17 protein-coding genes and 1 tRNA gene are annotated in these 20,218 nt (G+C 42.5%); 9 read left to right on the forward strand and 9 right to left on the reverse strand.

Features of this window, described 5'->3' with window-relative positions; all coding sequences use genetic code 11:
• Nucleotides 1-50 precede the first annotated feature (50 nt).
• Complete coding sequence (gene gcvP, locus Q0L00_RS12510) at nucleotides 51-2,945, reverse strand: aminomethyl-transferring glycine dehydrogenase (RefSeq protein ID WP_297337222.1); 2,895 nt, start codon at nucleotides 2,943-2,945, stop codon at nucleotides 51-53.
• A 195-nt stretch (nucleotides 2,946-3,140) separates the two neighbouring features.
• Here gcvP and Q0L00_RS12515 point away from each other — a divergent pair, with 195 nt between their 5' ends.
• The gene (locus tag Q0L00_RS12515) at nucleotides 3,141-4,637 is read left to right on the forward strand and encodes a M28 family peptidase (protein ID WP_297337223.1); all 1,497 of its coding nucleotides are present in this window, start codon (nucleotides 3,141-3,143) and stop codon (nucleotides 4,635-4,637) included.
• 42 nt (nucleotides 4,638-4,679) lie between these two features.
• On the opposite strand, the gene Q0L00_RS12520 is transcribed toward Q0L00_RS12515, so the two are convergent.
• From Q0L00_RS12520 to Q0L00_RS12535, 4 genes are all read right to left on the reverse strand, one after another.
• On the reverse strand, nucleotides 4,680-5,816 hold the full coding sequence (locus Q0L00_RS12520; protein WP_297337224.1) for a hypothetical protein: 1,137 nt from the start codon (nucleotides 5,814-5,816) through the stop codon (nucleotides 4,680-4,682).
• Complete coding sequence (locus Q0L00_RS12525) at nucleotides 5,816-6,940, reverse strand: DUF4221 family protein (protein ID WP_363318545.1); 1,125 nt, start codon at nucleotides 6,938-6,940, stop codon at nucleotides 5,816-5,818. The genes Q0L00_RS12520 and Q0L00_RS12525 overlap by 1 nt, the downstream gene beginning before the upstream one ends.
• Nucleotides 6,941-7,021: 81 nt before the next feature.
• A complete protein-coding gene (locus tag Q0L00_RS12530) occupies nucleotides 7,022-7,261 on the reverse strand; it encodes a hypothetical protein (RefSeq protein WP_297337226.1) in 240 nt (79 codons plus the stop codon).
• 189 nt (nucleotides 7,262-7,450) lie between these two features.
• The gene (locus tag Q0L00_RS12535) at nucleotides 7,451-8,800 is read right to left on the reverse strand and encodes a DEAD/DEAH box helicase (RefSeq protein WP_297337227.1); all 1,350 of its coding nucleotides are present in this window, start codon (nucleotides 8,798-8,800) and stop codon (nucleotides 7,451-7,453) included.
• Between the two features lie 36 nt (nucleotides 8,801-8,836).
• Here Q0L00_RS12535 and Q0L00_RS12540 point away from each other — a divergent pair, with 36 nt between their 5' ends.
• The 6 genes from Q0L00_RS12540 to Q0L00_RS12565 all read left to right on the forward strand — a co-directional run bounded on the left by Q0L00_RS12540 (nucleotide 8,837) and on the right by Q0L00_RS12565 (nucleotide 15,094).
• Nucleotides 8,837-10,180 (forward strand): dihydroorotase, encoded by a 1,344-nt coding sequence (locus Q0L00_RS12540; RefSeq protein WP_297337228.1) that lies wholly within the window; start codon nucleotides 8,837-8,839, stop codon nucleotides 10,178-10,180.
• Between the two features lie 79 nt (nucleotides 10,181-10,259).
• Nucleotides 10,260-10,336: transfer RNA gene (locus Q0L00_RS12545), tRNA-His, on the forward strand.
• Nucleotides 10,337-10,425: 89 nt separating this feature from the next.
• Complete coding sequence (locus Q0L00_RS12550; protein WP_177188473.1) at nucleotides 10,426-10,566, forward strand: hypothetical protein; 141 nt, start codon at nucleotides 10,426-10,428, stop codon at nucleotides 10,564-10,566.
• 107 nt (nucleotides 10,567-10,673) lie between these two features.
• The gene (locus Q0L00_RS12555) at nucleotides 10,674-12,593 is read left to right on the forward strand and encodes an amylo-alpha-1,6-glucosidase (protein WP_297337229.1); all 1,920 of its coding nucleotides are present in this window, start codon (nucleotides 10,674-10,676) and stop codon (nucleotides 12,591-12,593) included.
• A gap of 6 nt (nucleotides 12,594-12,599) precedes the next feature.
• The gene (locus Q0L00_RS12560) at nucleotides 12,600-13,889 is read left to right on the forward strand and encodes a glycosyltransferase family 4 protein (protein ID WP_297337230.1); all 1,290 of its coding nucleotides are present in this window, start codon (nucleotides 12,600-12,602) and stop codon (nucleotides 13,887-13,889) included.
• Nucleotides 13,886-15,094, forward strand: coding sequence for a glycoside hydrolase family 57 protein (locus Q0L00_RS12565; protein WP_297337231.1), 1,209 nt, complete (start codon nucleotides 13,886-13,888; stop codon nucleotides 15,092-15,094). Before Q0L00_RS12560 ends, Q0L00_RS12565 begins: the two co-directional genes overlap by 4 nt.
• Nucleotides 15,095-15,150: 56 nt before the next feature.
• On the opposite strand, the gene panB is transcribed toward Q0L00_RS12565, so the two are convergent.
• From panB to Q0L00_RS12585, 4 genes are read right to left on the reverse strand one after another with little or no spacing between them, the layout of a single operon-like run.
• The gene (gene panB, locus Q0L00_RS12570; RefSeq protein ID WP_297337232.1) at nucleotides 15,151-15,972 is read right to left on the reverse strand and encodes a 3-methyl-2-oxobutanoate hydroxymethyltransferase; all 822 of its coding nucleotides are present in this window, start codon (nucleotides 15,970-15,972) and stop codon (nucleotides 15,151-15,153) included.
• Between the two features lie 5 nt (nucleotides 15,973-15,977).
• The gene (locus Q0L00_RS12575) at nucleotides 15,978-16,469 is read right to left on the reverse strand and encodes a phosphoribosyltransferase family protein (RefSeq protein WP_297337233.1); all 492 of its coding nucleotides are present in this window, start codon (nucleotides 16,467-16,469) and stop codon (nucleotides 15,978-15,980) included.
• A 56-nt stretch (nucleotides 16,470-16,525) separates the two neighbouring features.
• A complete protein-coding gene (rsgA, locus tag Q0L00_RS12580; protein ID WP_297337234.1) occupies nucleotides 16,526-17,449 on the reverse strand; it encodes a ribosome small subunit-dependent GTPase A in 924 nt (307 codons plus the stop codon).
• Entirely contained in the window at nucleotides 17,446-18,690 is a 1,245-nt protein-coding gene (locus Q0L00_RS12585) for a glycosyltransferase N-terminal domain-containing protein (protein ID WP_297337235.1), read from the reverse strand. The genes rsgA and Q0L00_RS12585 overlap by 4 nt, the downstream gene beginning before the upstream one ends.
• Nucleotides 18,691-18,864: 174 nt before the next feature.
• On the opposite strand from Q0L00_RS12585, the gene Q0L00_RS12590 reads away from it, so the two are divergent.
• Nucleotides 18,865-19,350 carry a low molecular weight protein-tyrosine-phosphatase gene (locus Q0L00_RS12590; protein WP_297337236.1) on the forward strand — a complete coding sequence of 162 codons (486 nt, stop codon included), beginning with the start codon at nucleotides 18,865-18,867 and terminating at the stop codon, nucleotides 19,348-19,350.
• Nucleotides 19,343-20,218, forward strand: a complete 876-nt coding sequence (locus Q0L00_RS12595; protein ID WP_297337237.1) for a fructosamine kinase family protein — start codon at nucleotides 19,343-19,345, stop codon at nucleotides 20,216-20,218. Before Q0L00_RS12590 ends, Q0L00_RS12595 begins: the two co-directional genes overlap by 8 nt.

The raw sequence follows: 20,218 nt of genomic DNA on the forward strand, positions 1-20,218 counted from the left end.
AAAAGAGGTTAGCGTTTCCACTAACCTCTTTTTTTTTGATTTCATTCCGATTAAGCCATTTCCTCTTGATTGGCATATTCCTCTACTGGAATACAGCTACAAACCAAATTTCGGTCTCCGTAAGCGGAATCAATTCTTCTTACGGTGGGCCAGAATTTATTCTCTTTCACCGTGCTCAATGGATAGACGGCTTTTTCTCTAGAATAGGGCAAATCCCATTCTCCGATCAAAACCATCTGCGCAGTATGCGGCGCATTTTTCAGCACATTGTTTTCCTTATCTGCGACCCCGTTTTCGACTTCACGAATCTCCTCACGAATTGAAATCATCGCATCACAGAATCGATCCAATTCCGCCTTAGTTTCCGATTCAGTAGGCTCGATCATCATCGTACCGGCCACAGGGAAGGATACGGTCGGCGCATGGAATCCATAATCCATCAATCGCTTGGCAATGTCTTCTACTTCCACGCCTACCGATTTGAATTCTCGGCAATCCACAATCATTTCGTGCGCTGCACGTCCTTTGGTACCGGTATATAGGATAGGATAATGACCTTCCAGGCGCTCTTTGATGTAGTTGGCATTCAAAATCGCCATTTTGGTAGCATTGGTTAAGCCGTCACCGCCCATCATCGCAATATAAGCATAGGAAATAGGCAAAATACTCGCACTGCCATAAGGTGCAGACGAGATTGAAGAGACAGCCTGTGTTCCTCCAGTTTTTACCAAAGGATTGCCAGGGAGGAAAGGTGCCAAATGAGCGGCTACGCAAATCGGTCCCATGCCCGGTCCGCCTCCCCCGTGAGGGATGCAGAAGGTCTTATGCAAATTCAAGTGGCAAACATCCGCTCCGATTCTTCCTGGAGAAGTCAAGCCTACCTGTGCATTCATGTTGGCGCCATCCATGTAGACCTGACCTCCGTGCTGATGAATGATTTCACAGATCTCCTGAATAGCCTCCTCAAATACCCCATGCGTGGATGGGTAAGTAACCATCAAAGCAGAAAGATTTTCTGAATTTGCCTCAGCTTTTTCTTTCAAATCAGCCACATCAATATTCCCTTTTTCGTCACACTTGACCAAAACCACTTTCATTCCTGCCATCACAGCGGATGCAGGGTTGGTTCCATGAGCGGAAGTGGGAATCAAAGCTACATTTCGATGTCCTTCCCCACGGTTAATGTGATATGCTCGAATCACCATCAATCCTGCGTATTCTCCCTGCGCACCTGAATTAGGCTGTAAGGAAGTGTCAGCAAAACCGGTAATTTCAGTCAACCAGGTTCTCAGGTTCGTGAACAATTCCTGATACCCCAAGGCCTGATCCATCGGAGCAAAAGGGTGAATCTGTCCAAATTCAGGCCAAGTCACCGGAATCATTTCGGCAGTGGCGTTCAATTTCATGGTACAGCTACCCAAGGAAATCATGGAATGGACCAAGGAAAGGTCCTTGTTTTCCAATCGCTTGATGTAGCGAAGCATCTCATGCTCGGAATGGTAGCTGTTGAATACCGGATGGGTCAAATAGTCGGAGGTTCGAGCCAAAGATTCTGGAAATGAAAGCTCCAGATTTTGGACCAATTCATCGAGATTGAGGGTGTGTTTTCCCTCCTCAGTTGCAAAAATCGATACAATCTGCTCCACGTCAGCCAAGGTTTTGGTTTCGTCGAAGGTGATAAAAACTGACTCACTCTCATAGCGGAAATTCATCTCCGCTCCCAAAGCTAATCCTCGGATTCGCTCCCGAGACACCTCATTCATTTTGATCTGAATGGTATCGAAGAAATCCTGCTCTGCAACTTCCAAACCTACTTTTTTGAGTGCTTGTGCAGTCAACTTAGCTAGGCCATGGGTTCTCAACGCGATATCCTTCAAGCCTTTGGGACCGTGATAGACTGCATAGAAAGAGGACATCACCGCAAGCAATACCTGTGCAGTACAAATGTTGGAAGTGGCCTTTTCACGCTTGATGTGCTGCTCCCGGGTTTGGAGGGCCATTCTGTAGGCTTTGTTTCCAGCTCGGTCGATGGATACTCCGATGATTCTTCCCGGAATTTGTCTTTTGAAATCTTCTTTGGTCGCAAAGAAACCGGCATGTGGTCCACCATATCCCATGGGCACACCAAATCGCTGTGCAGAACCGACAACTACATCTGCTCCCATTTCTCCTGGAGGAGTTAAAAGTGTCAATGCCAAGAGATCTGAAGCAAAAGCCGTCAGTACCTTATTTTCTTTGGCCGCAGCCACGATAGCTGAATAATCTCTTACCGCACCATCTGCATCTGGGTATTGGAACAAAATACCGTAAAGTTCAGGGTCAGTAACATCCAGCTCAGCGATTGAACCAAAGACCAATTCGATACCCACTGGCTCAGCTCTGGTTTCCAGCAAGGCTTTGGTTTGAGGGAAAATCTTGTGATCTACAAAAAATTTATTGGCATTCTTTTTCTCTCTTGGTTTGACCGCATGAAGCATGGTCATCGCTTCCGCGGCAGCAGTTCCCTCATCCAGCAATGAAGCATTGGCCAGCTCCATTCCAGTCAATTCCATGACCACCGTCTGGAAATTGATCAGCGCTTCCAATCTTCCCTGAGCAATCTCTGCCTGATAGGGAGTATAGGCGGTATACCAGCCTGGATTTTCCAGTACATTTCTCAAAATCACCCCCGGTACAATCGTATCATAATAACCCTGCCCGATGAATGATTTAAATACTTTATTTTTAGCAGCCAGTTTTTTAAAACTGCTGATAAACTCAGACTCCAGTTGGGCCTTGGGAAGGTCCAAGGGTCGAGTTAATTGTATGGATTCGGGGACGGTCTGGTTGATTAATTCATCCAATGAACTGGCGCCGATTTTCTCCAACATCTCTGCAATCTCTGCCTCAGTCGGGCCGTTGTGTCTGCTCTCAAATTTGACAGCATTCGAAAGGTTAATCTTCATACGATTTGTTTGGAAGCGGTAATGACTATTTGGGTTAAGAATCCTAGTGATTTCTGGCGGCAAAGGTACAATTAATTGAAAGATAATTTTCCCTTAACCCCTACAATTTCAACCTCTCAACACTCCTTTCCTGTAAACGGTTTATGGCTGGGATGAAAAAATGTATAGCTTAGCGATCAAAATAAAATTTAACCTATGAAAAAACGATTTGTATTGACTGGAGCGATGGCGTTGGGGCTTTCCTTCGGTACGCTTGCACAGAATCCAGTGCAGGTAAAATACGCCAACACGATCACAGCAGAGGACTTGGAAGAGCATCTTACGTTCTTGGCCTCTGATGAAATGAAAGGCCGGGATACCGGTTCCCCAGAGGGATTGATTGCTGCGAATTATTTAGCAGATTTTTACAAAGAACTGGGACTTACTGGCCCGGTAGATGGGAGCTACTTTCAGCAGGTCCCTTTGGTTAGCTCTAAATTTGAGGAAGTGAGTCTGCAAATCGGCAGAAACAAACTGGTGCAGAATGAAGACTTTGTCTTTACCGGGGACGGAGACATGAAAAAGAAAGCCAAAACCGACTTGGTGTTTTTAGGACTAGTCAACGACGAAAACCTAGCCAAAGTAGATGTGACTGACAAACTCGTCGGTATTTGGGCGGTGGGCGAACGCAGCAATAATCTCCTGAATGCGGTCATGGATGCCGGAGCAGCTGGGGTAGTGATTGTCAGCATGGAAGGACAGGCTAATTTTGACCGGATTGCCAATCGATACAAAACCCTTTCGGGTCGTGGTCGTGTAGGTTTCGATAGCCCAACTAGCCAAAGACCCATTTTTATGGTGAGTTCTGATAAAATGGGCGAACTTTTCGGTACCTCAGTGGAAGAGCTAAAAGAAGCAGCTAAATCTAACCCTGAGTCCATCCAACCTCAAAAAGCAACCTATCAGGTAGTGAAATCAAAAACTGAACTTGAAGCTTACAATGTGCTGGGCTATCTGGAAGGAACAGATAAAAAAGACGAAGTTTTGGTCATTTCTTCGCACTACGATCACGTCGGTGTGAGCTCTACCGGTGAGGTGTTCAACGGCGCCGATGATGATGGCTCTGGGACAGTCTCTGTGATGGAAATTGCTGAAGCGTTTGCCACTGCGGCTAAGGAGGGAAATCGACCTCGACGATCTATTTTGTTCCTAAACGTAACCGGTGAAGAAAAAGGACTTTTGGGCTCTCAGCACTATTCCGAAAATCCCATATTCCCCATTGCCAATACGGTGAACAACATCAACATCGACATGGTAGGACGGATTGACTACGAATACCAAGAGGCAGAAAACAAAGACTATGTTTACGTGATCGGTTCGGAGATGCTATCGACAGATTTGAAAAAAATCAATGAGTACAACAACATCACCTACACGGATTTGATTTTGGACTATCGCTACGATGCAGAAGATGATCCGAATCGATTTTATTACCGTTCAGATCATTACAATTTTGCAAAATTTAATATTCCTGTCATTTTCTTCTTTAATGGGGTGCATGACGATTACCATCAAGTGACCGATACCGTGGACAAGATCGAGTTTCCGCTGATGACCAAGCGGGCACATTTGATTTTCCATACGGCATGGGATCTGGCCAACCGAGAAAACAGAACCCGGGTGAATGGAACCAATACCCGAGGAGAACGATAAGACATGAAAGAATAAAGGCTCTGAACATTCAGGGCCTTTTTTTTATTTTCCTACTCGAATCGAATTATAATTTTTCTCTTGAAAAAGTAGATCCAATTGTTGAAGTCTACGATACAATTGAACTTGATCCTGGACATTTTCAGAACAAAATGTTATTAGCAATTCTTTCCAAATACCAGCGCCTTGCGTTTCCGTAAAACCAAACCCGTCCTTCAGTAAAAAAACATTGGAATTAGGATAAAACTCTCCAATGATATCAAAAGATTTCGGATCGAGAAGTAGATTATAAACACCTCCAATAATGATAATTTTTGAAGAATACATTTTACCCATATCATAGTTTGTTCCTTCAATTTTAGATTTTTCAAAGGAACTGGCTTCCATCAACTCTAATGAAGTCTGACTTAAAAATTCACCTAATGGGCCAAGATTTTTTTTATCCATATCTATGAAATGCTCAAATGCCCTCACAGTAAATCCTAAAGAGTTGAAAATTGGCTCATTCAAATTCTGATCTTGATTAAATTCATTGAATTTTTTTAAGAACAAACTATCTCTTATAGATTTATCAAGAAAAAAATAAGGCTCAGAAGATTTAGTTGAGAATTTTAAAACCAGTTCAGAAGATTGGTTATCTATTAATTCTTCAAAGCCTCCTAACAAATTCCAAAACCTTAAATTCTTTGGGATATCTAACAAAAAAGGATTCAAACTCACCACCTTTTCTACATGGCTAGGGTATTCATGTAGATAATAATGAATAAGTCCAGCACTGCTTCCAAATCCCAATAGAATTGCAGGATTTTCTCCTAAAATCTCTTTTCGTATCCATTCTAAATCCTGAATGACCTGGTAACGACTCAACCAACGGTAATTATTTTCAAGAGTGATTGCTGGATTCTCATCAAAAAAATCTTGTAAATCCGAGGAAAAGTATCTTCCATGAATTCTTATGACATTAAAATCCTCAGATGGTAAGTGCAATAAGTCTCCTAACCCGAAATAGTAATCAAAGGGATCATCATGAGTAATGATGGTCTTCTTATCAGGGTCAAAAGGCCGAGTTAACATGTATTCAATTGAAATCTTTCTGGACTCAGGATTTTGATGATCTAATGGAACCTTAATCCATTGAGATTGAAAAAATAGTGCCCCCAATAAAAATCCTAAAACGTTCATTATGAATCAACTTGGAACTTATAGACATCAAAAACTAGATTATCCTCCTTCAACAAAGTATCACCTGGGTGAGCTTTATTGAGATAAAGTCCATTTTCATTGACAAACCAATTGTTAATTTGATAAGTACGATCAGGAAGAGGAACAGTTTGAATTAACTCCAAATCTTTATTAAAGACTCTCAGAACTTGGCTTTTATCCAAATAGGTTTTGTAAGAATTAGCATCGCTTGGACCATCCCAAACAATACTGTAAATCAAGTTTCTCCAAGGATCTGGGATTGGGGATAAATAATGTGGGTTTTCAATGGCATGCTGATCATAGGCTTGAGGATCGTTGGTTTGAGGAATACTGGGCACGACCTGCAGCTTGGACTTTAAAGTTTCATGCAATTTTTCCTCATCCAAATGAAATCCATTCATCGTAGACTCATACTGATAATTGTAAATCAATTGATTGTCAAGCTTCCCGTAAAAGCCCAAATAGGTCATAAACCCTACCTGGCCCGAAACAGATTTAAAATATTCTGAATGATAAATGGGTAGTACATTTACTTCATTAGTCTCCAAATTCAGAGAAGTCATCAACGGAAGCTTAGCTATTTCCAAAGGGCTCACTCCCATTTGATTCATGAAAAAGTAAACGGATTTATGATTGCTTTCATAGTATAACTTGAAGTAAAAATTACACTGTGGAATCCCTAAATTCAAATCCCCATAAATCTGAAATAAATCCCAGGATTGACTTATACTCAAATCACTATTCAATAGATGAAGTTTACCTAATTCATAGACGAAAATGGAATCTGAAGAATGGGCATAGAGGGACTCAATTTTTCCAATTCCATTTGGGCCCTCATAATCTAATTTTTTTGATTTCATAACTTCTCCGTGACCCAGATTAAAAAAATCCAAGCTATGCCTTTTGTCGTTATAGCCTATTAGAATTAGACTCTTTTCATTTGAAAAGGACGATTGTACTTGATAGGAATTTAAGTATTCTGAGGTAATTGAAATCTTAATTTCATCTTTATCAAAAGTAATCTTACCATGGTTTTTTGATTTTGAACATGAAACCAAAATTATAAAGAAAAAAAATCCAATGTTAATTTTCATAATTTTCATTAATTAAGAAGCCGTCATTCAAATCTGACGGCTTCTTGTTAAATTAATTATTTAATTTATTTGATTCTAGCTTCTGGATAATCAACAATTCGCCCATGAATCGCAATCTTGGCTTGTCGAATAACCACCCCCACATCCAGACATAGACATAGTGGTAGAACACCAAATCCTTTTACAAGGAAATTCCATTCCCATCATTACCATTGGACAGCCATCTTCTTCACCTCCAATGACTTGGGCTTCAATCTCTGACACATTCATAAAAAATGCACCGAAAAGGCTCAATCCTAAAATTCCAAGTTTTGAAATTGTCTTTTTCATTTTTTTATTAAGGTTAAACATTGATTTCCGAACCCGCTTTGAATCCGGGAAAAATCGATGATTGGCCAATCCCTTGATCTTTAATCACTTAAACTAAAATATAATTCCTAAACTTGGAAATGATTTCAAAGAAGAAAAAAAATATTAGTTATTTCAACCTTCTGATTATCAGCTATAAATATTTTTTAATTAATTCTTTCGATTCTTCGTCTTCAACTGATTCCGGTTTTTCTTGGTGCCTGATTTCTTGGCTTTGACTTTTTCACCTTTCCCGATATTTCGCTTGGGTTTCGCTTTCTTCTCATGAAAAGCTCCTTTGTAGTCCGGATTCTCCTTTTGTTTCAATTTATCCAATTCACGGGCATAAATCTGCTTTTCGCCGAAAGGCGTCTCGGTAATCGTCACCGGCTGGGGAATCCCCAACTCAGGAACATCCATTCGAATCAAGGCTTCGATTTTTTCAAAATGCCATACTTCAGCAGGATTGATAAAGGTAATCGCCTTTCCCTCATGCTCTGCCCGACCCGTTCGGCCGATCCGGTGAACATAATCCTCATAAATAAGCGGCACGTCAAAATTGATCACATGGGAAACCATCGTCACATCCAATCCACGGGAAGCCACATCGGTGGCCACCAAAATCCGTACTTCCCCTGCCTTAAAATCCTCCATGGAATTGATCCGGGTATTTTGACCTTTGTTGGCGTGAATCACCCGCACTTCCCCTACTTTTTTTCTCATAAGAAAATTGGAAACCTCCTCGGCATTTTTCCGGCTTCGGGTAAAAATAATCGCCCGGTTAATCTCTTCATTTTCGAGTAGATGTTCCAGCAAGTTGATTTTTGTCCGCATGTTGGGCACAAAATACTTGACTTGGGCAATGGTTTCCGCGGTAGTCGCAGAAGGTGTCACTTCCACCCGCTCGGGAAACTCCAAAAACTCAGCCGCCAAACCATCCACCCGAGGGGCAAATGTGGCAGAAAAAAGCAAGTTTTGGCGCTTGACCGGAATCACTTCCAATACAGATCGGATTTGAGGCATAAACCCCATATCCATCATTTTGTCCGCTTCGTCGAGCACCATGGTTTTCAGTTCCTTGGTTAAAATCACCCCTTTTTTATACAAATCCAGAAAACGCCCAGGTGTAGAAATGATAATGTCCACCCCGGCTGTCACCTGTTCGATCTGAGTTTTGGGGCCTATCCCGCCATAGAGTGATACGATCCTCAAGTCGGTATATTTTCCCAACTGATGAAAAACCTCCTCAATCTGCATCACCAGTTCGCGGGTAGGCGCCAGCACCAAAGCCCGTGGCCAAGTTCCTTGCGCGTATTTCACCTTCATCAAAATCGGTAACACATAAGCAGCGGTTTTCCCAGTGCCCGTCTGAGCGATTCCCAATACGTCATGGCCTGCCAAAGCCAGGGGGATGGCCTTTTCCTGCACTCCAGTCGGATGCTGATAGCCTGCCTCTGCAATCGCATTGAGCAGTTGCTTATTTAATTTAAAAGCGTCAAAACCTTCTGCCTGATTGGCCATGATTCCGTATTTTTGAGGAAATATTACTGAGAAAAGATGAAAAGTATACTGATCACCGATGCAAATATAGTCAATGAAGGCCGGATCTTTCGGGGGGATGTTTTGGTGCAAAACGGAAGGATCACCAAAATCGGAGAAAACTTAGCGGAAGAATCTGCCGATAAACACATCAAAGCCGAAGGAAACTACCTTTTTCCAGGCGTAATCGATGATCAGGTACATTTCAGAGAACCCGGGCTCACGCACAAAGGAGAAATCTACACCGAGGCCAAAGCCGGGGTTGCGGGAGGAGTGACTTCCTACATGGAAATGCCCAATACGGTTCCCCAGGCGGTGACGATTCCGCTTTTGGAAGAAAAATATGCTCGCGCAAAAGAAGTTTCTCTGGCTAACTATTCCTTTTTCTTCGGAGGCACCAATGACAACTTAGAAGAAATCCTCAAACTGGATTTGAGAAACATTTGCGGATTGAAAGTATTCCAAGGTTCCTCCACAGGAAATATGGTCGTGGACAATATCGAATCGCTGGAAGGAATCTTTAAGCATTACAAAGGACTTTTGGCCATCCACTCGGAAAACGATCACATCATCGCTGCGAATTTAGAAGAATACCTAACCAAATACGGGGAGGATATTCCGGTAAAATTTCATCCTAAAATCCGATCTGAAGAAGCTTGTTATGATGCCTCAAGTCGAGCGGTGGCCATGGCCAAAAAATACGGTACCCGGCTACACATTCTCCATATCAGTACAGCCAAAGAATTAAGTCTTTTTGACAACAGCATTCCTTTGGAGGAAAAGAAAATCACTGCCGAAGCCTGTATTCACCACATGTGGTTTTCAGAGGAAGATTACCAAACGAAAGGTACGCTAATCAAATGGAATCCGGCGGTCAAAACTGCACAGGATCGGGATCAGATATTCCAAGCCATGCTTGATGACCGGATCGATGTGATTGCCACCGATCATGCCCCACATACCTTAGAAGAAAAAGATCAAGTTTACACCAAAGCTCCATCGGGAGGACCATTGATTCAGCACAGCTTAGTGGCAATGCTGGATTTTTATCACCAAGGCAAAATCAGTCTGGAACGCATTGCTGACAAAATGTCGCACAACGTGGCCAAATTATTCCGAATGGAAGATCGAGGATTTATCCGAGAAGGCTACTTTGCGGATCTGGTACTCGTGGATTTGAATGATCCATGGACGGTAAGTAAGGAAAATATTTTGACCAAGTGTGGTTGGTCTCCCTTCGAAGGACATCAATTTCAATCCAAAATCACCCATACGATCGTGTCTGGACACTTAGCGTATGAAAACGGACAGTTTGACGAAACCAAAAAAGGAGAACGGCTCACATTTCTTACAAATATTTAAGGAGCAATCTTGGAGTTAAATTTCATTCTACTTACCTTTGCCAACCGAATGAGAAATGCGTTCTCATGAAGAATAAATGGTGATTGTAGCTCAGCTGGTTAGAGCGCTGGTTTGTGGCACCAGAGGTCGCCGGTTCGAACCCGGTCTTTCACCCCAAACCCCTCCAATTGAGGGGTTTTTGCTTTAAATAACGATGTGCTTGGCACAACATTTGACAAATTCAGACCAAACTAAACCAACTTGTGATGTTTACTTTGTTCAAATCCTCACCAAAATTCCCTGTGGTCAAGCCGGTGAATATCCATCAGGTGAAAAGCTACATGGTTAAGTTTGAAGAGTCTCTTCGGATTTTTGAAGAAATCCAAAAAGAAGCCATTCATTCTTAAAATCTGTACAAATTCGAAAGGTTATGGAAACATAACCTTTATTTTTTGCCTTTTGATTTTTTCTATCAGTTCAATATTCTATTTTAACGGAATACAATTTTTACCCTATGAGTTACATCCATTTTGACAAAACGCAGCTTGTCAACCTGAACTATTCGTTAGATCGGGAAATTATCCGTACCAACCGATCCGGTGCCTACACCAGTACCACCATCATCGGTTGCAATACCCGAAAATACCATGGTTTGCTCGTGGCTCCTCAGCCACAAATCGATTCTCAAAACCATGTCTTTTTATCGACGGTCCATGAGACAGTCATTCAGCATGGGGCTAGCTTTAACTTAGGCATCAGCAAATATCCAGGCAACTATTCTCCACGGGGGCATAAATATTTGGAAGATTTTGACTCCGAACCCATTCCTAAGCTTACCTATCGAGTCGGAGGGGTGGTCCTTCAGAAGGAAATCATTCTGGACACCAATCGCGATCGGGTAATGATCCGATATACACTTTTGGAAGCACACTCTCCTACCAAGATTCGAATTCAGCCCTTCTTGGCATTTCGCGGATACCATACCCTTTGCAAAGAAAACTCAGACATCAATAAAGATTTTGAAAAAGTACCCAACGGAGTCCAGTTTAGACTTTACCCGGTTTATGATCCGTTATTTTTACAACTTTCAAAGAAAAACAAATTCAAATTCGAACCAAATTGGTACAACAATGTAGAGTATATTCTCGAACGAGAACGGGGGTATGATTATCAGGAGGATTTGTATGTGCCCGGCTATTTTGAATTTGATATCGAAAAAGGAGAGTCGGTTATTTTCTCTGCGGGGCTGACTGAAGCCGATCCCAGTACTCGACAGCGCGCCTTTGAAAAAGAAATTGCCCGAAGAATTCCCCGAAGTAATTTTGAAAATTGCCTAAGAAATTCGGCCACCCAATTTATCCGCAAACGAGACGGAGATACTCGAATTATTGCCGGATATCCTTGGTTTGGCTGGTGGGGGAGAGACACATTTATTGCTGCTCCCGGTTTAACCTTAGCCAGAGGGGACAATGAGACCTTTTTGGAGATTATGGACACCATGTCCCGGGATTTGCAAGGGCCACTTTTTCCCAATGTGGGAAGCGGAGACTATGCCAATATGAACTCCATGGATGCCCCACTTTGGTTTTTCTGGTCCCTGCAAAAATACATCACCTACACGGGAGATGTTAAGACAGTCAAAAAACGCTATCTAGACAAGCTTAAAGGAATAATTGAGGGCTATAAAGCCGGCACGGATTTCAACATCCATATGATGGAAAATGGGCTGATTTATGGTGGACAGGAGGATTTGGCGTTGACTTGGATGGATGCGGTCACACCTGACGGGCCGGTCACTCCCCGAATCGGATGTCCAGTTGAAATTCAAGCGCTTTGGTATAATGCCCTTTGCTTTTATCATGAATTAACTGGGGATCAGGAAACTCAAAATCTAGCCGAAAAAGTCAAGACGAGTTTTTTAGAGACCTTCTGGGATGAGGAAAAAGGATATTTGGCCGACGTAGTCAATGATGGAGAGCAGGACTGGATGATCCGGCCCAATATGGTTTTTGCTACTTCGCTCCCCTACATCATGCTCACCGAATCTCAATGTGATCAAATTTTGGAATTAGCCAAATCCAATCTCCTGACCACACGTGGATTGCGGACTTTAGCACCGGATGATCCGGCCTACAAAGGCTATTATTTCGGAGATCAGATCAGCCGGGATCAAGCCTATCACAATGGTACCGTTTGGGTCTGGCCCATGGGTCATTTTGTGGAGGCATACATAAAATTGCACGGAAAATCTTCGCTGAATTTTATCCATAAAATCATTCAGGGTTTTGATGGGGTGATGACTCAGTATGGCGTAGGAACCGTCGCTGAAATTTACGATGGAGATCCTCCTCACCGACCCAAAGGTGCGGTTTCTCAAGCTTGGAGTATTGCAGAACTATTGCGCATGATGGAGTTGGTCAACAGAATTAAATAGTTTTTTATGAAAGTATTAATGTTTGGGTGGGAATTTCCCCCACATATTTCAGGTGGTTTAGGCACGGCCTGCTATGGTTTGGTCAAGGGAATGGCCCATCATAATCAGGACGTCATTTTTGTAGTCCCCAAATTATGGGGAGATGAAGAGCCCTTGGCAGATTTTGTCAATGCCAGTGATATCAGCATCGATTACCGCGAGCGGAAATTCAAAAAAATCTGGAAAAACCTCACCTACCTGGAAGTAAGCAGCTTTTTGGTGCCCTATCTGGGACCGGAGGAATATCAAAAATTTACGGACTATGCGATTCACGATCGGACGGATGTAGATGAATCCATCTTCTCGACCAAATATGAATTCAGTGGCAAATATGGAAAAAACCTCCTCGAAGAGGTGAGTAGGTATGCCTTAACTGGAGCCCAAATCGCTCGTGATCGAAGTGATTTTGACATCATTCATGCGCATGACTGGCTCTCATTTCCTGCAGGTATAGCTGCAAAAGAAATCAGTGGAAAGCCCCTCATCGCCCATGTCCATGCTACCGAATACGATCGATCCGGAGAATCGGTCAACAAGCCTGTTTACGACATTGAACGGGCAGGAATGCACGCCGCAGATCATGTGTTGGCCGTCAGCCAATTGACCAAAAATACCATCGTCAGAAAATATGGTGTTCCAGCAGAAAAAGTCAGTGTGCTTCACAATGCTGTTTTGGATGCCAGCATCATCAAGTCCAAATACGAAAAAAAGGTCCCTGAAAAAATTGTGACTTTCTTGGGTAGAATTACCTTCCAAAAAGGTCCAGAATATTTTGTCGAAGCGGCTAAGAAAGTTTTAGACCGAGATCCCAATGTCCGCTTTGTCATGGCAGGCTCAGGAGATTTGCTCAATCGAATGATTGACCGAGTGGCTGAACTCAGAATGGCTTCGCGCTTTCATTTTACCGGATTCTTAAAAGGGGACGATGTAGACCACATGTATGCGATTTCCGATGTGTATGTGATGCCTTCAGTTTCCGAGCCATTTGGGATTTCACCTCTGGAAGCGGTAAGACACAATACCCCGGTCATCATTTCCAAGCAGTCAGGGGTTGCCGAAGTTTTGATCAACGCCATCAAGGTGGACTTTTGGGACATTGACGCGATGGCAGATGCCATTTTTGCTCTGCTTCATTACAAGGGAATCTCCCAGATGTTTAAAGAACTGGGAAGCCAAGAATTAAAACGATTAAAATGGGAGCATGTGGCTGCCAAACTAATCACTGTTTATGAAAAAACTTTATCCACTAGACCATGAGAACGATCTGCTTTTACTTTCAGGTTCATCAACCCTACCGAATCAAACCTTATCGCTTTTTTGACATTGGGGAAGATCATTATTACTGGGATGATTTCAGTAACCGAACGATCATCAGAAAAGTAGCCCAGAAATGCTATCTTCCCATGAATGCCCTTTTGCTGGAATTGATCCAACGGTATCAAGGAAAGTTCAAAGTCACCTTTTCGCTTTCGGGGACTTTTATGGATCAACTGGAAGCCTATGCTCCGGATGTATTGGAAAGTTTTCAGCGACTGGTTGCGACCGGAAAGGTAGAATTGCTCAATGAAACCTACGGCCATGCCCTTGCCTCGCTGAAAAGCAAGGCAGAGTTTAGCGATATGGTCCAAAAGCATCAGGAAAAAATCAGCAGACTGTTTAATGGCTATAGGCCAAAAGTCTTTCGAAACACAGAGTTGATCTATTCGGATAAAATCGGAGAAATGGTCGCGGATATGGGCTATGAGGCGATTTTAACCGAGGGAGCTAAACATATTTTGGGTTGGAAAAGCCCCAATTATGTCTATCACAATTCCATTAATCCGAAATTGAAAGTCCTGCTTAAAAACTTCAGACTTTCCGATGACATCGCTTTTCGATTCAGCAACAAAACTTGGGAAGACTACCCCCTTACCACAGAAAAATTCATCAATTGGATCAATGCTATTCCAAGGGAAGAACAAAGTTTGAATCTATTCATGGATTATGAAACCTTTGGTGAGCATCAGTGGGCCGAAACCGGAATCTTTGAGTTTATGCGAGCGTTACCCGAATCGGTATTTAAGCATTCAGACTTTAGCTTCTCTACTCCATCTGAGGTGATTTCCCTAGTTTCCCCAGTAGGAGCTATCCATGTACCAACCCCAATTTCCTGGGCGGACGAAGAACGGGATTTGACGGCTTGGCTGGGAAATGATTTGCAGGATGAAGCATTTGACCGACTTTATGAATTGGAAGATCAAGTCAAAAAAATCAAGGATCCGGATATCCAGCGCGACTGGAAATATTTGCAGACCTCGGATCACTTTTATTACATGTGTACCAAGTTCTTTTCCGATGGTTCAGTGCACGAATACTTCAGCCCCTACGACACCCCATACGACGCCTTTATCAATTACATGAACGTCCTGAGCGATTTTGTCTTGCGGGTGAAAGAAAAAGTGAAAGAAGTCGAGAAAGTCTAAAGTAAAAAGAGGCTAATTCAAATTGAATCAGCCTCTTTTTTGGAATATTTTCATAATCAATAACTCTCTGATTCATTCGGAAAATCCCGACTTTTAACATCTTTAATGTAGTTTTTAAAGGCATCTGTCATCGTCTGCTGCAGATCGGCATACTGTCTGAGAAATCGAGGCTTGAATTCCTGGGTAATCCCCAGCATATCATGCATCACTAAAACCTGACCATCCACCTCTGCGCCTGCACCAATCCCGATCACCGGAATTTTGACCTGTTGGGCCACTTTTTTGGCGAGAGACGCTGGAATTTTCTCCAACACGATCGCAAAGCAACCACAGGCTTCAAGCATTTGGGCATCTTCCAGAAGTTTCTGTGCTTCAGCTTCTTCTTTTGCGCGGACAGTATAGGTTCCAAACTTGTAAATGGACTGTGGAGTCAATCCCAAATGTCCCATGACTGGCACGCCTGCAGTTAAAATCCGGCTGACGGATTCTTTAATCTCTGATCCTCCTTCTACTTTGACGGCATGGGCTCCGGATTCCTTCATGATTCGAATCGCCGATCGCAAAGCCTCGGAGCTATTCCCTTGATAATTTCCAAAAGGGATATCCACCACCACAAAGGCACGCTTTACTGCTCGGACCACCGCAGAGGCATGATAAATCATCTGATCCAAGGTAATGGGCAAGGTAGTTTCGTGTCCTGCCATGACGTTGGAAGCGGAATCTCCCACCAAAATGATATCAATACCTGCGGCATCAACGATTTTAGCCATGGAAAAGTCATAGGCAGTGAGCATGGATATTTTTTCCCCACGGTCTTTCATTTCCTGGAGAATGTGCGTGGTGATCCGTTTAATAGAAGCTGAGGAGTGAACTGACATGATTTTTAATGAAGGTGAACTGAATAGCGATATCCCGAAAGGTCAACTTTGATATGCTCATTAAGTGTGGTTGAGAGCTCATATCCCGTGTAATCCGGCCGAATCGGAAAAAGTCCATGAGCACGGTTGACCAAGACGGCCAATTCCATTTTACTGAGCTCTTCTTCCAGAAAAGGTTTCATCGCATAGACGATCGTTTTCCCGGTATTCAACACATCATCGACCAAAATGAGGTTTTTCCCTTTCAAATCCAGCTCTTTAGACAATTCAATAGCAGAATTTGCCACATTACTTTTATCCAGTTTAACTTCGATTTCTTCGATTTTCAAGTCAGAAATTTTCCTTAGCTCTTCAGCAAGTAGTTGGGAAAGTTGCTGCCCCATTCCTGATATGCCGGCAAAAATCAATCCTGAGGAATAGAGATTCCGCTCATAGATTTCGAAAGCCATTCGGGTGATCTTTTTCTGGATTTGCTCGTGATGGAGTACTTCGCTCATAAGATTGGTTTGAAAAATGAAAAATAGGCCAAATTACCCTGCTTTCAAAATTTTTATCAACGATGGGAATCTTCCTCAGAAAGGATATTCAAATAGCTCTCATAGCGATAGGGGTGAATGTAGCCTTCTTCCAGCTTTTCCAAAATCACACATCCCGGCTCATTGATATGGCGGCAATTGTTGTATTTGCACTGACCGAGGTATTTGCGCATTTCGGGAAAATAATGCGAAAGTTCATACTCCTCCACATCCAAAATCCCAAATTCCTTGATTCCCGGCGTATCAATCAAATCCCCTCCTCCCGGGAGTTCAAATAATTCGGCAAAAGTAGTCGTATGCACGCCCTTGCTACTAAAATTAGAAACTTCCTTAGTTTGCTGACTAGCACCCAGTGCAAGTTTGTTGAGTAGGGTGGACTTTCCCACGCCTGAGTGTCCAGCTATCAAACTGGATTTACCCTGAATCAAAGGGAGAAATTTTTCCCTGAGATCTTGGTCATGTATCGCTGAAATTTCCAAAACCGGATAGCCCAAAGGCTCATAAATCTCATGGACATCCTGAAGCCATTCCTGATCCCTGTCTTTACTGATCAGATCCACCTTATTGACGACCAAAATCGCCGGAATTCGAAAACTTTCCGTGCTTACCAAAAAGCGATCAATAAAACCCAAGGAAGTTCGTGGACTTTTCATCGTGATGACCAAAATCGCCTGATCCAGATTGCTCGCAATGATGTGAGAAAAGTGTTGCTTCCGCGTGGATTTTCGGATTACATAATTCTCCCGCGGATGAATCTGCTGAATCACCGCTGTCTCCTGACCTTCTTCCATGACTAGCTCCACCCAGTCCCCTACGGCAATCGGGTTGGTCAGCTTGAGCTCATCTTGCTTAAATTTCCCTTTTAATCGAGCTTTTACCTCGACATTATCGGTTTTTACGGTATACCAACTCCCGGTAGATTTGATTACTCTTCCTTTCATGCTTTTCTCATCGATTTTTTGAGAACATTCAAAATCCGGTCGGTTGCACCCACATTTTCGGCTACCCAAGTTTGGGCTGCTTTGACCGCAAGTTCATACCTTCCTCTATCTTCAAGCAATTCCACCGTATCAATCAACTCCTCCATAGTTTTTACGCAAAAACCACATCCTTTTTTCTGACTGATTTTTGCCTCCGGAAACTTTCTATCGTTTTGAAGCTTCCCAAACAAAACCGGAACTCCAAATCCCAAAGGCTCCAATATATTGTGAAGTCCTTTTCCAAATCCCCCACCCACATAAGCAAGTCTGGCAAATTGATAAAGCGAAGACAACATTCCCACATTATCTATAAACAAAATTTCACTGGGCTGATTCCCCTTTCTGTTGGAGTAAAAAGTACAAGTTCGTTCTATCTGACTTTGCCAAAGCTTCATGGGTTTTAGATCCATACTATGCGGCGCAATGATCCATTTGTACTTTTTATCTTTATTAATCAGCGGGATTAAAATATCCATATCCTCCTGCCAAACAGACCCCAAAACAAAAATAGGCTTTCCTCCAGTCCAAGCATATATTTCGGGAAATTCCTGAGCCGATTGAGCAGTTTGCAACACCCGATCAAATCGGGTATCGCCAGCTAGGGTATGAGCATGAAAACCAATCCCGTCTAGCAATTTTTGGCTTTTCTGATTTTGGGTAAAAATATGGTCAAAAAAGAAAATTTGGTTTCTAAAAAAACCCTGTCTGCTAAAATAAACCTGATCTTGCCGAAAGGCTGCCGAAATTAGAAACAGAGGGATATTGTGATTTTTTATCTCCTTCAAAAAATTATTCCAAAGGTCATATTTGACGAAAAAAACATAGCTTGGATTTAAGTGACCAACAAAATCCCGGGCATTTTGAGGAGTATCAAGAGGTAAGTAGCAAATAAAATCAACTTCTTTTTGAGGTTTGTTTTTAGTCGGTTCAAAACCTGAAGGGCTGAAAAAACTAACTGCAATTTTATGAGTTGGATTTCGCTTTTTAAGAGCTTTGATCAGTGGTTTTGCTTGCTCAAATTCCCCCAAAGAGGCTACATGAAACCAAATGAGATTTCCCGGATTAAAAGTTCGAAAATTCCTCACAGCTTGGATTACGTCTTTTCTCCCCTGCCAAAAAATCCGGATTTTCGAAGAAAAAAGCGCGGCCAATGGCAAAAATAGCGCGGCCAGTTTCATCGAAAAGTTGTACATCCAATTCATGCCCAAAATTAAGCTTTACTTTTCATAATCAACCCAAATTTCGGGCAAAGGAAAGAATTGAATATTGACTCCATTTTTTGAGAAAATTCAAGATACCTTTGTGCTTTTCCACTCAAAAATTCCTACATTCAAAGTTGCCGAAATCAAAGCATGGTCTCAAATTAGTATTTTCGCATGATTAAAGTATTATTCGTTTGTCTTGGCAATATTTGTCGTTCCCCTTTGGCAGAGGCAATTTTTGACCATAAAATTAAAGTTGCCGGCATCGAGGATCGCTTTAAATCCGACAGCGCAGGGACTTCTGATTTTCACATCGGGGAATTGCCCGACGAACGCACGATCAATTGTGCAAAAAAGTATAATATCCCGGTCAACCACCGCGGCAGACAAGTCAACCGTACGGATTTCCGCGATTTTGATTACATCCTGGCCATGGATGAAAATAATCTGCGAAATCTGAATGCAATGAAATCCAAGTATGGATTTGAGGAAAAGGAAATTCATTTAATCCGGAATTTTGCACCTAACGGAAAGGGGCTTTCGGTTCCCGATCCTTATTATGGAGGCGAGGACGCATTTGAAGAAATTTACCACATACTAAATGAGGCAGTGGACCACTTTCTGACAACCATCCAAGAGAGACATCAGCTGTATGCATGATCAAAATGACCTTTATGAGCAAATACTTTTTGAAAATCTCGGAGCGGACTCTTTCCTAAAAAACGCAAGCCTTATCGCCTCTGGCAATCACAACCAAGGAATCAGACTAGACACCCCATCAGATTCATTTTTTCTTAAAATTAATTTTGAACATGAGCGAGACATCCTGAAAAAGGAAGCGGAAGGCTTGGATTTACTTCGGGCAAATACCTTCCTTCAAGTTCCACAGGTTTTCGGATTTGGCCGGGTCGGTGATTACAATTATCTTTTGATGGAATTCATCCAATCTCGCCGCCAGAATCCCAATTACTGGGAAAATCTGGGAATCGGTCTGGCCCACCTTCACCTGACTCAAGCACAAAACTTTGGCTTGGAAGAAGACAACTTTATTGCCTCCCTTCATCAGCGAAATTTATCCACCGACAATTGGCTTGATTTTTTTATTGAGTTTCGGTTGGAACCCTTAATCGGGAAAGCCTATTTTGATCGACTAATCCCCTTGGATTTTCTGAAGCGATTTCAGGAAATCTATCCCAAATTGCAGGGGATTTTCCCAAAAGAGCAACCTGCCTTACTTCATGGAGATCTCTGGTCTGGAAATGTCATTTGCAATCCGGAAGGCCAGCCGGCTCTGATTGATCCAGCAGTTTATTTTGGCCATCGGGAAATGGATTTGGCCTTTAGTCGTTTATTTGGTGGCTTTGATCAGGAATTTTACGATGCGTATGAATCGGTATTACCTTTGGAGCCTGAATTTGAATCTCGGATGGGCATTTACAATTTATACCCGCTTTTAGTCCACCTCAATCTCTTTGGGAGTGCTTATTTGCACGGAATCGAGCGGATTGTCAAACGATTTGAAAACTAA

Source organism: Algoriphagus sp. (assembly GCF_024305035.1).
Classification (GTDB): domain Bacteria; phylum Bacteroidota; class Bacteroidia; order Cytophagales; family Cyclobacteriaceae; genus Algoriphagus.